The sequence below is a fragment of the Pseudomonas sp. SDO5591_S426 genome (assembly GCF_054070755.1).
In genome coordinates, this window is the sequence record NZ_JBSVXD010000158.1 from 1 (window position 1) to 13808 (window position 13808).

13 protein-coding genes are annotated in these 13808 nt (G+C 60.7%); 6 read left to right on the forward strand and 7 right to left on the reverse strand.

Annotated elements, in window-relative coordinates; translation table 11 throughout:
* Window positions 1–84 precede the first annotated feature (84 nt).
* Both ACW9JC_RS23425 and ACW9JC_RS23430 read right to left on the reverse strand, forming a co-directional pair.
* Window positions 85–630: a twin-arginine translocation pathway signal protein gene (locus ACW9JC_RS23425; RefSeq protein WP_338583706.1), complete on the reverse strand. Its 546-nt coding sequence runs from the start codon at window positions 628–630 to the stop codon at window positions 85–87.
* A gap of 28 nt (window positions 631–658) precedes the next feature.
* Complete coding sequence (locus ACW9JC_RS23430; protein ID WP_457457932.1) at window positions 659–2089, reverse strand: coniferyl aldehyde dehydrogenase; 1431 nt, start codon at window positions 2087–2089, stop codon at window positions 659–661.
* Between the two features lie 147 nt (window positions 2090–2236).
* Between ACW9JC_RS23430 and ACW9JC_RS23435 the strand changes: the two genes are divergently transcribed.
* Together ACW9JC_RS23435 and ACW9JC_RS23440 are read left to right on the forward strand one after the other, a co-directional pair.
* Complete coding sequence (locus ACW9JC_RS23435) at window positions 2237–2905, forward strand: TetR/AcrR family transcriptional regulator (RefSeq protein ID WP_457457933.1); 669 nt, start codon at window positions 2237–2239, stop codon at window positions 2903–2905.
* Between the two features lie 48 nt (window positions 2906–2953).
* Window positions 2954–3808 carry a sulfurtransferase gene (locus ACW9JC_RS23440; protein WP_457457934.1) on the forward strand — a complete coding sequence of 285 codons (855 nt, stop codon included), beginning with the start codon at window positions 2954–2956 and terminating at the stop codon, window positions 3806–3808.
* A gap of 85 nt (window positions 3809–3893) precedes the next feature.
* Here ACW9JC_RS23440 and ACW9JC_RS23445 read toward each other — a convergent pair whose 3' ends face one another.
* From ACW9JC_RS23445 to ACW9JC_RS23465, 5 genes are all read right to left on the reverse strand, one after another.
* The gene (locus ACW9JC_RS23445) at window positions 3894–4721 is read right to left on the reverse strand and encodes an AraC family ligand binding domain-containing protein (protein ID WP_457457935.1); all 828 of its coding nucleotides are present in this window, start codon (window positions 4719–4721) and stop codon (window positions 3894–3896) included.
* A gap of 3 nt (window positions 4722–4724) precedes the next feature.
* On the reverse strand, window positions 4725–5723 hold the full coding sequence (locus tag ACW9JC_RS23450; RefSeq protein ID WP_457457936.1) for a hydrolase: 999 nt from the start codon (window positions 5721–5723) through the stop codon (window positions 4725–4727).
* 62 nt (window positions 5724–5785) lie between these two features.
* Window positions 5786–6400, reverse strand: coding sequence for a 16S rRNA (guanine(966)-N(2))-methyltransferase RsmD (gene rsmD / locus ACW9JC_RS23455; protein WP_338583700.1), 615 nt, complete (start codon window positions 6398–6400; stop codon window positions 5786–5788).
* Entirely contained in the window at window positions 6400–7890 is a 1491-nt protein-coding gene (locus ACW9JC_RS23460; RefSeq protein ID WP_457457937.1) for a M16 family metallopeptidase, read from the reverse strand. The genes rsmD and ACW9JC_RS23460 overlap by 1 nt, the downstream gene beginning before the upstream one ends.
* A complete protein-coding gene (locus tag ACW9JC_RS23465; RefSeq protein WP_338583695.1) occupies window positions 7883–9238 on the reverse strand; it encodes a M16 family metallopeptidase in 1356 nt (451 codons plus the stop codon). The genes ACW9JC_RS23460 and ACW9JC_RS23465 overlap by 8 nt, the downstream gene beginning before the upstream one ends.
* A 343-nt stretch (window positions 9239–9581) precedes the next feature.
* On the opposite strand from ACW9JC_RS23465, the gene ftsY reads away from it, so the two are divergent.
* The 4 genes from ftsY to rpoH all read left to right on the forward strand — a co-directional run bounded on the left by ftsY (window position 9582) and on the right by rpoH (window position 13707).
* Window positions 9582–11051 (forward strand): signal recognition particle-docking protein FtsY, encoded by a 1470-nt coding sequence (gene ftsY / locus ACW9JC_RS23470; RefSeq protein ID WP_457457939.1) that lies wholly within the window; start codon window positions 9582–9584, stop codon window positions 11049–11051.
* Window positions 11048–11719 (forward strand): cell division ATP-binding protein FtsE, encoded by a 672-nt coding sequence (gene ftsE, locus ACW9JC_RS23475; protein WP_095057385.1) that lies wholly within the window; start codon window positions 11048–11050, stop codon window positions 11717–11719. The genes ftsY and ftsE overlap by 4 nt, the downstream gene beginning before the upstream one ends.
* A complete protein-coding gene (gene ftsX / locus ACW9JC_RS23480; protein WP_338583693.1) occupies window positions 11716–12738 on the forward strand; it encodes a permease-like cell division protein FtsX in 1023 nt (340 codons plus the stop codon). Before ftsE ends, ftsX begins: the two co-directional genes overlap by 4 nt.
* 114 nt (window positions 12739–12852) lie before the next feature.
* Entirely contained in the window at window positions 12853–13707 is an 855-nt protein-coding gene (rpoH, locus tag ACW9JC_RS23485) for an RNA polymerase sigma factor RpoH (protein WP_150746650.1), read from the forward strand.
* Window positions 13708–13808 lie beyond the last annotated feature (101 nt).

Sequence of the window (13808 nt, forward strand, 5' to 3'; positions counted from 1 at the left end):
CCACAGGGTCGAGTCGTTCACAAAAGGTGCGGCCACCACAAAACCTGTGGGAGCTGGCTTGCCAGCGATAGGGGCGACTCGGTTTCAAACGGTCGGCGGTCCGGGATACCCACAATGCGCCCACGATTCCTTGCGCCCATACCAGGCCATCATCACCAGTTGCAGCAATGAGCTGTGACCCATACGCAGCAGGCTCAACGAGCTGTTTTCCCAGCGATCGAGGAAGTGTCGGATTTCGTCGGCGCTGGCGTTTTCCCAACTGCCCCAGATCCCGGTCAGTGGGCCGCGGGTGACGGCCATGCCGAGCACATCGAACAGTTGCCGGGTCAGCTTGAGCATTTCCGGCGACAGGTGATCGAGGTTGTAATCCAGACTTTTGAGCGTGCCGTCGACGGCGTCTGGCATTCGTTCGGCGGACACGGCACCACTGAGCATCACCGGCAGCAGTGCCCGCAGAAACAGCAGGTCGCCGCTGCGCAATGCTGCGAAACCGCTTTGCGCAGTGCCTGACGAACAACCACTGAGACTGGCGCCCAATCCGGCCGTGGCGAGAAAGGCACTGGCGCCGAGGCTGAATTTGAGCAGGCCGCGCCGTGACAGCGCGGGAGTATCGGACAGGCTTGGGTTCATTCTTGTTATTACCCGAGTGTGACGACCGTTAGCGGATAAACAGCTTCTGGATCAGTTTCTGAATGGATTTGCCGTAAGGCGGGTAAATCAACTTCGCCGCGTTAAAGCGCTGTTTGATCAGCACACCTTTGGCCTTGCTGAAGGTCAGGAAGCCTTCGTGGCCGTGGTAATGGCCCATGCCCGAAGCGCCGATGCCGCCGAACGGCATGTCGTCCTGGGCGACGTGCAGCAGCGTGTCGTTGAGGCACACGCCACCGGAATGGGTTTCATGCAGTACGCGGTTTTGTTCGCGCTTGTCATAGCCGAAGTAGTACAGCGCCAGTGGGCGAGGGCGCTGGTTGATGTAGGCAAACGCCTGATCGAGATCCTTGTACGGCACGATCGGCAGCAGCGGACCGAAGATTTCGTCCTGCATCACCGTCATGTCGTCAGTGACATTGAGCAGCAGGCTATGGCCCATGCGCCGGCCCTGGCCCTGCTCGAACAGCGGAATCAGCAGCGCGCCCTTGCTGGTGGCGTCGCTGACATAACCATTAAGGCGTGCCAGTTGTCGGTCATTGATGATCGCGGTGTAGTCCGGGTTATCCGCAAGCGTCGGATAAAACCCGCGAACCACCTGACGGTAGGCTTCAACGAAAGACCCGACGCGTTCTTCCGGCACCAGCACGTAGTCAGGGGCCACGCAGGTCTGGCCAGCGTTGAGCGTCTTGCCGAACGCGATGCGTTCGGCGGCATCCTTGAGCGGTACGTCGTGGGACACGATGGCCGGGGACTTGCCGCCCAGTTCCAGGGTGACCGGCGTCAGGTTCTCCGCCGCCGCGCGCATCACGTGTTTGCCGATGCTGGTGGCGCCGGTGAACAGCAAGTGATCGAAACGCAGCTGCGAAAACGCCACGCCGATATCGGCCTCGCCCAGCACCACGCAGACCAGGTCTTCGGGGAAGATGCGCCCCAGCAGTTCTTTCATCAGCAAACCGGTGGCGGGGGTCGATTCGCTGAGTTTGAGCATGACCCGATTGCCTGCCGACAATGCGCCGACCAGAGGCCCGATGGCCAGGTACAGCGGGTAGTTCCACGGGACGATCACCCCGACTACGCCCAGCGGCTGGTAAACCACTTTGGCCGAGGCCGGCTGGAAAGCTGCGCCGACTTTGCGCCGCGAGGCGCGCATCCAGCCCTTGAGATGGCGGCTGGCGTAATGGATGCCGTGCAGGCTCGGCATCAGTTCGGCGAGCAGGGTTTCATCGGCGCTGCGATGGCTGAAATCCTGGCTGATCGCGTCGATCAAAGCCTGACGTTCGGTGTTCAATAAATCCTTCAACGCCTTGAGCCATTGCTGGCGCTGGGCCGCGGGAGGCATTGGATTGGCTGCATAAGCGGCACGCTGCGAATCGAACAGGGCGTGAAGCTCTTCCAGAGGCTGCTGGAGATTTTGCAGGTAGGAAATATCAGCAGTCATGGTCGGCTCCGGATTTATTGTAATGAAGCACTTTTTAGAGTCTATACTCTAGAAAGTCAAATGCCTTCCTCCGCGCGGCGATGTTCCATCCACTTGCAGATAGGTCGTAAGATGCCCGCCAACGCACTCTGAATTAAAGCTCAAGCCATGGCCCCACGGATCAAAACCAGCGAGCGCATCGTGCAGAACAGCCTGGAGCTGTTCAATCAGCAGGGTGAGCGCAGCATCAGCACCAACCACATCGCTGCCCACATGGAAATTTCCCCGGGCAACCTGTATTACCACTTCCCGAACAAGCAGGCGATCATCGCCGTGCTGTTCAGCGAGTACGAAAGCCTGGTGGACAGTTTCCTGCGCCCGCCACAGGGGCGCGCTGCGACGGTGGAAGACAAGCGCTTCTATCTGAAGGAGTTGCTCTCGGCGATGTGGGGCTACCGGTTTTTGCATCGTGACCTTGAGCATCTGCTCGATAGCGATCCGGAACTGGCCGCCCGTTACCGGCGCTTTTCCCAGCGCTGTGTCATTCAGGGCATGGCCATCTACGAAGGTTTCGTTGCCGCCGGCATCCTGAAAATGGACCGGGTGCAGATAGAATCCCTGACCCTCAATGCCTGGATCATCCTCACTTCCTGGGTGCGTTTTCTGTGCACCACGCGGGAGAACTCCAGCCACCTCAGCGAGCAAGCGATCAAGCGCGGCGTCTATCAAGTGCTGGTGCTGGAGGCCGGATTCGTCACGGATGAGGCGCGTGAGGCGGTCAACGCTTTGTTCGAGGAGTTTTACGTGCCACTGGCCCAAGCGCTGGAAGAAATCTGAATCAACGAATGCAGCAGGACCGAAAATCGCCCATCACAGGAGCCCGTTATGCCCATTGCGCAACTGATCAGCCCGCAAGCACTGGACCTGAAAAAGGACCAGCCGGGGTTGGTGATTCTGGATTGTCGTTTTGCCCTCGAAGACCCGGATTACGGTCAGCGCAGCTACGCCGAAGGGCACATCGCCGGGTCGAGTTTTGCCGATCTCGAGCGCGATCTCAGCGGCAAAGTGGTCAAGGGCGTGACCGGTCGTCATCCGCTTCCTGAGCCGGCAGAGCTGATCGAGCGCCTGCAAGCCTGGGGCATCAACAACGACAGTGACGTGGTTCTGTACGACGACGGTCCGGGTGCCTACGCGGCGCGGGCCTGGTGGTTGCTGGCGTGGCTCGGCAAGCGTGATGGCGTGTTTATTCTCGATGGCGGGCTCAAGGCGTGGCATGCGGCGGGTTTGCCTCTGAGCCTTGATTCGCCGTCGATCATTCGCGGCACGTTCACCGGTACGCCTGATGCTTCGTTGTTGCTCAGTGCCGAACAACTGCAGAAGCGTCTCGCTCAACCGGAACTGACCTTGCTCGATGCGCGCGCACTGCCGCGTTTCAAAGGTGAAGTGGAGCCGATCGACCCGATTGCCGGGCACATCCCCGGTGCGCAATGCGCGGCGTTTACCGACAACCTTGGCGGTGACGGGCGCTTCCTGCCGGCCGATCAACTCAAGCAACGCTTTGCCGCGAAACTCGGAAATCGCTCGCCGGACGATCTGGTGGCGTATTGCGGCTCGGGCGTGACGGCTTGCCACAACCTGTTTGCGTTATGTCTGGCGGGTTATCCGTTGGGATCGTTGTATGCCGGGTCTTGGAGCGAGTGGATCAATGATCCTGCGCGGGGCGTTGCCAAGGGCGAGTGAAGATCAAAAGATCGCAGCCTTCGGCAGCTTCTACATGGGAATTCAAACCCTGTAAGAGCTGCCGAAGGCTGCGATCTTTTCGTTTCTAAAGCCGAGAACTCCGATACGCCCCCGGCCCAACCCCATACACCTGCTTGAACTGCCGACTCAGATGACTCTGGTCGGCAAATCCCAACTGCGTGGCCACTTCCAACGGCAAGCAACCGCTCTGCAATAACCCCCGCGCCCGGGCGATGCGCTGCTGCATCAGCCAGGTGTGCGGCGGCATGCCCGTAGCGCGACGGAACACCCGCGCGAAGTGGAAGGGTGAAAGATTCACCGCCGCCGCCAGTTCTTCCAGCGAGGGCGGTGCCGCCAGCTGCGCATGCAGCAACTCCTTGGCCAGCCTCACCGCCCGATGTTCCTTGCCCGGTTTGCCAGCCTCTGCCACCGCCGCATGACGCTGCAACAACGACAGCATCAATTCCCGCCAGGCAGTCTGCTGTTGCAGGGCCGTCGACGGACTTTCCAACAGGCGATGCAACTGGCAGAAACCGTTCACCAGATCCGGGTCGCGATACAGCGTGGCGCCGAATGCCGGCGGGTTGTGGGTCGGCAGTTCGAGTTCGGCCAACAGTGACAGGATCTGCCCGCTGTCCGGATAAAACGCCCGGTACAGCCAGCCGTCCTCCGTGCCCTTGTGGCCGGTGTGCAGTTCGTCAGGGTTGATCAGCACCAGCGTGCCGCTGCCCGCCAGGTGCTCGGCGCCGCGATAGCGATAACGCTGGGCACCGGCCATGATCATGCCGATCACATAGCCGTCATGCACGTGTGGGGCGAAGCGGTGTTCGATGTAGCGCGCCGACAACAACTCAACCCCGGCCAACGGCGCCGTTTGCCAGAAACGGATCGATTCGCCCTGATCGACGTCCACGGCTTACCCGCGACCTGCGTTGGCCAGCCAGTGCGGGATGCGCCGCTCCAGGTAGTAGCCCGGTTGCCTGACCGAACCGTCGACAAACCCGACATGCCCACCCTTGGCCTGCAATTCAAACTGCGTGCAGGCCGACAATTCATCGGCGTGCGGCAGGCTGTGGGGAAACACGAACGGATCGTCGGCCGCCTGAATGATCAGGGTCGGCGTGCGAATTTCCCCGAGGAAGTAGCGGCTCGAGGCGCGGCGATAATAATCCTCCGCATCGACAAAACCGTTCAACGGCGCGGTGACCCGGCCATCGAAATCCCAGAAGGTGCGCATGTTCTCCAGCGAGCCGAGCGCGGCCAGCGCCGCCAGGCCATCCTCGCGCCCGTCATGCTGGAACTGCCGCTGCTTGTTCTTGATATAGGCCAGCATCTCGCGCATGAAATGCGCCTGATAGACCTTTGAGAATCCTTGGCCGATCCGGTCGGCGCACTGGTCCAGACGAAACGGCACTGACACCGCTACCGCGCCCATCACGCCGCTGTCACTGCCGGACTCGCCCAAATGTTTGAGCAGGACATTGCCGCCCAGGGAATAACCGACTGCATACAGCGGCGCCAGAGGCCGCTTGGCCCGCAGATGCTTGATGGTTTCGGCCAGATCTTCGCTGGCGCCGGAATGGTAACTGCGCGGCAACAGATTGGGTTCGCCGGAGCAGCCACGCCAGTTCAGCGCAACACTGGCCCATCCTCGGTCACCCAAGGTTTTTTGCATTCCGGCGACGTAAGGCGAGTTAGACGAGCCAGTCAGCCCGTGCAGCACCAGCACCAACGGCGCATCAACGCTGTGCGGTCCGTGCCAGTCAAGGTCGAGGAAGTCGCCATCTTCGAGCCACAAGCGTTCACGTTCGCGTTCGATGTGCGTGGTTTTTCGCCACAGGGGCCCCCACAAGGTCTGCAAGTGCGGGTTACTGAGGCCGAAGGCGGGGGTGAAGCGTTCTGACGGATGGGACACGATTGTTCTCGATGCAGCGGCGCGCGCCGGTATGCGGTGCGCGCCTTGTTCAGGCCGGTCGATTAACCGGCGATCTCTGCCATACGTTGCCACAACGAATAATAGACCCGCCCGGATTTTTGCTCGCGGTGCAGGCGCCAGTTGCCCGGCAGGCCGAGCGTCGACGGTGCGGATTCGCTTTCGGTGTACACCCAGGCGTCTTCGGCCAGCCATTGGCGCTCTTCGAGCAGCTTGCATACGGCGGGCAGCAGGTTCTGGTTGAACGGCGGGTCGAGGAACACCAGGTCGTAAGCCGTGGCGGTCTGGGTTTCCAGATAGCGCAGGGCATCGGCGGTCTGGACCTGGCCGGTGGTGCAACGCAGTGTGCCCAGGTGCTCTTTAAGGCTCGACACCGCGATACTGCTGGCATCCAGCGCCTGCCCCATGGCCGCGCCACGGGACAAGGCTTCGAGGAACAGCGCGCCGCTGCCGGTGAACGGGTCGAGCACCTTGGCACCCGCAACGTACGGTGCAAGCCAGTTGAACAGGGTTTCACGCACCCGGTCCGGCGTCGGGCGCAGGCCCGGGGCATCGGGGAAGCTCAGCTTACGGCTGCGCCATTCGCCGCCGATGATGCGCAGTTGGTTCACGCCGTTGTGCACGTTGTGAACAGGTTTTTTAGGACGGGAAGTAGCCATTAATGCTCCGGAACCCCGAGCGGTTGCTCGGCAGGTTTATCAGTAGGGGCCGGTAACGGCTTTTGCGGCACAGTCGGGCCAGCGCTGACGATGACCATTTTGTCCGTGCTCAGGTGTTTGTTCATGGCCGCTTTGACTTGCTCGACGGTCAGGTTCTGGGACTGCTGCATGAAGTCTTCCAGATGGCTCAACGGCAGATTATAGAAGCCGATGGCGCCCAACTGACCGACGATATCGGCGTTGCTGGCGGTGGACAGCGGGAAGCTGCCGGCCAGTTCGCGCTTGGCGTCATCGAGTTCTTTTTCGGTCGGACCGGTTTCAAGGTAGTCCGCGAGGACGTCCTGCACCAGCTTCAGTGTGCCTTCGCTCATCTCGGCGCGGGTTTGCAGGTTGATCATGAACGGGCCGCGCGCCTGCATCGGACTGAAGCCCGAATATACGCCATAGGCCAGGCCGCGTTTCTCGCGCACTTCGCTCATCAGTCGAGTGCCGAAACCGCCACCACCGAGGATCTGGTTGCCCATGGACAATGCTGCGTAGTCCGGATCATCACGGTCGATACCCAGTTGCGCGAGCATCAGGTTGGTCTGCTTGGACGGGAACTCGATGTGGCCGATGCTGGCCTTGGGTTCGGTCGGTTGGGCGATTTTCGGCAGGGCCGGGCCTTTGGGCAGGGCGGCGGAAACCTGTGCGGCAATGGCTTCGGCTTCGGCGCGGGACAAGTCGCCGACCAGTGCGATCACCACGTTGCCGGCCGCGTAGGCTTTCTCGTGGAAGGCACGCAGTTGCGCCAGGGTAACGGTCGGAACGGTTTTCGCCGTGCCATCGCTGGCGTGCGCGTACGGATGGTCGCCATACAAGCGGTTCATCAGTTCGAGGCTGGCCAGTTTGCCGGGGTTCTGTTTCTGGTATTCGAAGCCGGCGAGCATCTGGTTCTTGATGCGGGTGAACGAGTCGGCAGGGAAGGTCGGTTTGCCGACGACTTCAGCGAACAGCTTCAACGCCGGTTCGCGCTTATCCGGTGCGCTGAGGCTACGCAGCGACGCAACCGCCATGTCTTTGTAGGCACCGTTGCCGAAATCGGCACCCAGGCCTTCGAAGCCTTGGGCGATGGCGCTGACGTCTTTACCCGCCACGCCTTCATTGAGCATGGCGTTGGTCAGCAGGGCCAGGCCAGGTGCGTCACCGTCCTGGCTGCTGCCGGCGGAAAAGATCAGGCGCATGTCGAACATCGGCAGCTCACGGGCTTCGACAAACAAGACTTTGGCGCCTTCGGCGTTGCTCCAGGTTTGCACGTCGAGTTTGCGGTGGCTCGGCTCCTTGCCGTTGAGTTCGGTCAGCGATTGCAGCTTCTGGCTGGCCTTGGCCTTGTCCAGTGCTTCGCTGGCGTTGGACTCGTCGGTCTTCGAGAAATAGAACGCGGCGGACCCGATCAGGGCGACGGCGATCAGGCCCAGCAGGGCCAGGCGTGGTTTTTTATGTTCACTCATGAGTCGTCTCCTCCGGCAGTACATGGGCGACGCTGAGACGTTCGCGGGTGAAATACAGCTTGGCGGCTTTCTGGATGTCTTCCGGGGTCACGCTTTCCAGGTCGGCGAGTTCGGTGTCCATCAGTTTCCAGGACAGGCCGACGGTTTCCAGTTGACCGATGGCGGTGGCCTGGCTGGTGATCGAATCGCGCTCGTAAACGAGGCCGGCGATAACCTGCGCGCGCACGCGCTCCAGTTCTTCAGTGGTCGGTGCGGTGGTTTTCAGCTGTTCAAGCAGCTTCCACAAACCGGCTTCGGCCTGGGCGATGGTTTTCTTTTTCTGGCTGTTCGGTGTTGCCGACAAGGTGAACAGACTGTCGCCGCGGGTGTAGGCGTCGTAGCTCGACGAACCGCCGGACACCAGCTCTTCTCCGCGTTCCAGTTGAGTCGGAATGCGCGCGCTATAGCCGCCATCAAGCAACGCGGAAATCAGACGCAAGGCATTCACCGAGCGCTTGTCTTCAGCAGTAGCGATGCTCGGCACGTTGAAAGCCAGCATCAGGCTCGGCAATTGGGTCTTCACGTGCAGGGTGATCTGGCGTTCGCCGGGTTCGGCCAGTTCCAGCGGTTTTTTCGCGGCAGGCACATCACGTTTGGCGATCGGGCCGAAGTATCGCTGGGCCAGGGTTTTGACTTCCTCAGGCGTCACGTCGCCGACGACCACCAGCGTGGCGTTGTTCGGGACGTACCAGGATTCATACCAGTGGCGCAGCTCTTCGACTTTCATGCGGTCCAGGTCCGCCATCCAGCCGATGGTCGGCGTGTGATAGCCGCTGGCCGGGTACGCCATGGCCTTGAAGCGCTCGTAGGCCTTGGACATGGGTTTGTCGTCGGTACGCAGGCGACGCTCTTCTTTAATGACTTCGATTTCCCGGGCGAACTCGTCCGGTGGCAGGCGCAGGCTGGCCATGCGGTCGGCTTCCAGTTCGAAGGCCACGCCCAGGCGGTCGCGGGCCAGTACCTGGTAGTACGCGGTGAAGTCGTCGCTGGTGAAGGCGTTCTCTTCGGCGCCGAGGTCGCGCAGGATCAGCGACGCTTCGCCGGGGCCGACTTTTTCGCTGCCCTTGAACATCATGTGTTCCAGGGCGTGGGACAGGCCGGTCTGACCCGGTGTCTCGTAGCTGGAACCAACCTTGTACCAGACCTGGGAAACCACCACCGGCGCGCGATGGTCTTCGCGCACGACGACCTTCAAGCCGTTGTCGAGGGTGAATTCGTGGGTCGGTTGTGGATCGGCAGCCAGGGCCGAGAGGGGCAGGCAAACTGTGCTGAGCAGCAGGCCTGCGGCGCGGCGGGCTAGAGCATTCATTCGTTTTTAAACCTTTGGGGCTGCCCGCTTGTTCTTAGCGTCAGCGGGCGAGAGGGTGCTAGGATACTGATCCGTTTTAGCGGCGGCCACGCCTATCAGGCCTTTATGCTCGATCAGGTTGAATGGGTTTGCGACGGAAGGTGTGAATTTATCAACTGAATTCTGCTTTTTCGCCGATTTTGCTGCTTTAGTCCTATGACAAATCGATTCTTTGAGGCGCCGATGAGCGCCTCGACAAAATGTTGCGCGTGAACAAGCTGGGTCAATCGCAGTCTGTTCTGCATCGAATATTTATTTGCCGGGGCGCCATTGGCGCGTCGCTACCGTGAGATAGCCGTCCTCCATGTTTGGTTCCAACGACGACAAGAAGACCCCAGCTGCGGCTGGCGAGAAGAAAAGCCTGTTCGGATGGCTGCGCAAAAAACCGCAGGAAGCCGTCGTCGAACAGCCACAGCCACTTCCTGAGCCAACAACCGCGCCGGCGCCGGTAATAGAAGCAGAACCTGCGCCGGTGGTGTTGCCCATCGCCGAACCGGTGCTGCAACCGGTCGTCGAATCTGTAATCGATGTCGCGGCCGAGTTGCCGCTGGCTCCGGTCGCGGAGCCATGGCTGACCTTGCCGGTGGCGGAAGAGCCGGTGGCATTGGTCGAAGATGAGCTGGCGCCGCATGTGACGCCGCCGATTCCTGCGCCGACTGCATTTACACCAGAGCCAGTTCAGGTTCAGGTGGTTGAGCCAATCGTTGAGGTTGCGCCCGAGCCTATCGTTCCGGCATTCGTTGCGCCGGCTGTTCAGATGCCCGAACCTTCACCTGCAATCGAGCCCGTCGTCGCTGCGCCAGTCGAAACCCCGGTCGAGCCTGCTCGCACCGAAGAGTCCAAGGCCGGTTTCTTCGCCCGCCTCAAGCAAGGTCTGTCCAAAACCAGCGCCAGCATCGGTGAAGGCATGGCCAGCCTGTTCCTGGGCAAGAAAGCCATCGATGACGAGTTGCTTGATGACCTCGAAACCCGCCTGTTGACCGCCGACGTCGGCGTCGAGGCCACTTCGGTGATCATTCAGCGTCTGACCCAAAAGGTCGCGCGCAAAGAACTGGCCGATGCCGATGCGCTGTACAAATCCCTGCAAGCCGAGCTGGCAGCGATGCTCAAGCCTGTCGAGCAACCGCTGAAAATCACCTCGCAGAACAAGCCGTTCGTGATTCTGGTGGTCGGCGTCAACGGCGCCGGCAAGACCACCACCATCGGCAAATTGGCGAAGAAGCTGCAACTGGAAGGCAAGAAAGTCATGCTCGCCGCCGGCGACACCTTCCGCGCTGCCGCCGTTGAGCAATTGCAGGTCTGGGGTGAACGCAACAAGATCCCGGTGATCGCCCAGCACACTGGCGCCGACTCCGCTTCGGTGATCTTCGACGCCGTGCAAGCCGCCAAGGCCCGTGGCATTGATGTGCTGATCGCCGACACCGCCGGTCGTCTGCACACCAAAGACAACCTGATGGAAGAACTGAAAAAGGTTCGCCGGGTCATCAGTAAGCTCGACGCCGACGCGCCGCACGAAGTGCTGCTGGTGCTCGATGCCGGCACCGGCCAGAACGCCATCAACCAGGCCAAGCAATTCAACCAGACCGTCGAGCTGACCGGCCTGGCGCTGACCAAACTCGACGGCACCGCCAAGGGCGGGGTGATCTTCGCCCTGGCCAAGCAGTTTGGCTTGCCGATCCGTTACATCGGCGTCGGCGAAGGCATCGACGATTTGCGCACTTTTGAAGCTGAACCCTTTGTCCAGGCACTGTTTGCCGAGCGGGAGCGTTCATGATTCGTTTCGAACAGGTCGGTAAACGCTACCCGAACGGTCACGTCGGCTTGCATGAGCTGAGCTTTCGAGTTCGTCGGGGTGAGTTTCTGTTTGTGACCGGGCATTCCGGCGCGGGTAAATCCACGCTGTTGCGCCTGTTGCTGGCCATGGAACGCCCGACCAGCGGCAAGCTGCTGCTCGCCGGGCAAGACCTGAGCACCATCAGCAACGCGCAGATTCCTTTCCTGCGCCGGCAAATCGGCGTGGTGTTCCAGAATCATCAGTTGCTGTTCGATCGCACCGTCTTCAACAACGTTGCGCTGCCGTTGCAGATTCTTGGCCTGTCCAAGGCTGAAATCGCCAAACGCGTGGATTCGGCCCTGGAGCGCGTGGCGCTGTCGGACAAGACCGATTTGTACCCTGGCGACCTGTCCACCGGTCAGCAACAGCGCGTCGGCATTGCCCGCGCCATCGTTCACCGCCCGGCCTTGCTGCTGGCGGACGAACCGACCGGTAACCTCGACCCACGTCTGGCGGCAGAAATCATGGGCGTGTTCGAAGACATCAACCGCCTGGGCACCAGCGTGCTGATCGCCAGTCACGACTTGGCGCTGATTGCACGCATGCGCCATCGCATGCTGACCCTGCAACGCGGCCGATTGATCGGCGACGGGGAGGCTGCAGAATGAGCGCAACACGCAGTCCGAAGGTTTCCGAACGCGTGGCCCCGAAAGCCGCCGATCCACAGCCGAAGAAGAAAAAACACGACGACGATGACGGCCCGGACTTTGCCACGCTGTTCCGTGCCTGGGTCGAAAGCCACCGCGCCAGCCTGCTGGACAGCCTGCGCCGCCTCGGCAAGCAGCCGATCGGCAGTTTTTTCACCTGCATGGTGATGGCGGTAGCCCTGAGTTTGCCTATGGGGCTGTCACTTCTGCTAAGTAACGTCGAGCGTCTGGGCGGTTCCTGGCAGCGTGCGGCGCAGATTTCCCTGTACCTGCAAATTGAAGCCAGCCCCGCTGAAGGCGAATCGCTGCGCGAGCAGATCAAGGGCATGCCCGGCGTGGCCGATGCCGAATATGTCGGGCGGGATCAGGCGCTGGAAGAGTTCCAGCAGCAGTCCGGCCTGGGTGAGGCGCTCAAGGAGCTGCCGGAAAACCCGCTGCCTGGCGTGGTGCTGGTGACACCGACCGAAGTCGACAAGCCGGCCCTTGAAGCATTAAGACAAAAACTTTCCGAGTTGCCGAAGGTACAACAGGCGCAGCTTGATCTAGTCTGGGTCGAGCGTCTGGCAGCCATCCTCAAGTTGGGTGACCGTTTTGTCTTCGGTCTGACCGTGCTTTTGGTTTCTGCATTACTTTTGGTGATAGGCAATACCATTCGTCTTCATATTGAAAACCGCCGCACAGAGATAGAAGTGATTAAACTCGTGGGCGGCACTGACAGCTATGTGCGCAGGCCCTTTCTTTATATGGGCGCGCTGTATGGTTTCGGTGCGGGGATCCTTTCCTGGGGCGTGCTGGCGTTTGGCCTTGACTGGTTGAACGACGCGGTCGTCGGGCTGGCCGGTTTGTATGGCAGTGATTTCGCACTGGCCGGTGTGCCGGTTGCCGACGGTCTGTCTCTCTTGCTTGGCGCGGTGCTGTTGGGTTATATCGGTGCATGGATTGCAGTCGCACGTCATCTCAGGGAGCTGGCGCCGAAGTAGAATCTTTTTTGCGCGTGATTGACCTCGCGGTTTTTTGGGAACTTGTACTTGATTTCCCGGTCAATTTTTCGCAGTGCCGAGAGGCACGAGTATGTAAGTGGGAGGTTTTTTCGTATGACCAATTCTTTGCAACCTGCGTATGCGTTGGTTCCGGGTGCGAACCTGGAAGCCTACGTGCACACCGTCAACAGCATTCCATTGCTGACGCCGGAGCAGGAGCGTGAACTGGCCGAGAGTCTCTACTATGAGCAGGATTTGGGGGCGGCTCGGCAGATGGTGCTCGCCCACCTGCGTTTTGTCGTACATATCGCCCGTAGCTATTCCGGCTACGGTCTGGCTCAGGCTGACCTGATCCAGGAAGGTAACGTCGGCCTGATGAAGGCCGTAAAGCGCTTCAACCCGGAAATGGGCGTGCGCCTGGTGTCGTTCGCTGTGCACTGGATCAAGGCGGAAATTCACGAGTTCATCCTGCGCAACTGGCGCATTGTGAAAGTCGCGACCACCAAGGCCCAGCGCAAGCTGTTCTTCAACCTGCGCAGCCAGAAAAAACGTCTGGCCTGGTTGAACAACGAGGAAGTCCATCGTGTGGCGGAAAGCCTCGGCGTAGAGCCTCGGGAAGTGCGCGAGATGGAAAGTCGCCTGACCGGCCATGACATGGCCTTCGACCCAGCTGCCGAAGCAGACGACGACAGCGCTTTCCAGTCGCCGGCCAACTATCTGGAAGACCACCGGTACGACCCGGCGCGTCAACTGGAAGATGCCGACTGGAGCGATAACTCCAACCACAACCTGCACGAAGCGCTGGAAGTGCTGGACGACCGCAGCCGTGACATCCTCTACCAGCGCTGGCTGGCAGAAGAAAAGGCCACGCTGCACGACCTGGCGCAGAAGTACAACGTGTCGGCCGAGCGTATTCGTCAGCTGGAAAAGAGCGCGATGAACAAGCTCAAGGTGTCGATTGCCGCGTAACCGGCGAGCAGACATAAAAAAACGCCTCGATCATTGATCGAGGCGTTTTTGTTTGTGCGCCAGGCATGGCGCGTTGCGCGCAAGCGCAACTGGCTTGGCTG

Excerpts from the sequence above, each read along its gene's own strand:
- ACW9JC_RS23425 (WP_338583706.1), bottom strand. The coding sequence starts at position 630 with ATGAACCCAAGCCTGTCCGATACTCCCGCGCTGTCACGGCGCGGCCTG.
- ACW9JC_RS23430 (WP_457457932.1), bottom strand. The coding sequence starts at position 2,089 with ATGACTGCTGATATTTCCTACCTGCAAAATCTCCAGCAGCCTCTGGAA.
- ACW9JC_RS23435 (WP_457457933.1), top strand. The coding sequence starts at position 2,237 with ATGGCCCCACGGATCAAAACCAGCGAGCGCATCGTGCAGAACAGCCTG.
- ACW9JC_RS23440 (WP_457457934.1), top strand. The coding sequence starts at position 2,954 with ATGCCCATTGCGCAACTGATCAGCCCGCAAGCACTGGACCTGAAAAAG.
- rsmD (WP_338583700.1), bottom strand. The coding sequence starts at position 6,400 with ATGGCTACTTCCCGTCCTAAAAAACCTGTTCACAACGTGCACAACGGC.
- ACW9JC_RS23460 (WP_457457937.1), bottom strand. The coding sequence starts at position 7,890 with ATGAGTGAACATAAAAAACCACGCCTGGCCCTGCTGGGCCTGATCGCC.
- ACW9JC_RS23465 (WP_338583695.1), bottom strand. The coding sequence starts at position 9,238 with ATGAATGCTCTAGCCCGCCGCGCCGCAGGCCTGCTGCTCAGCACAGTT.
- ftsY (WP_457457939.1), top strand. The coding sequence starts at position 9,582 with ATGTTTGGTTCCAACGACGACAAGAAGACCCCAGCTGCGGCTGGCGAG.
- ftsE (WP_095057385.1), top strand. The coding sequence starts at position 11,048 with ATGATTCGTTTCGAACAGGTCGGTAAACGCTACCCGAACGGTCACGTC.
- ftsX (WP_338583693.1), top strand. The coding sequence starts at position 11,716 with ATGAGCGCAACACGCAGTCCGAAGGTTTCCGAACGCGTGGCCCCGAAA.
- rpoH (WP_150746650.1), top strand. The coding sequence starts at position 12,853 with ATGACCAATTCTTTGCAACCTGCGTATGCGTTGGTTCCGGGTGCGAAC.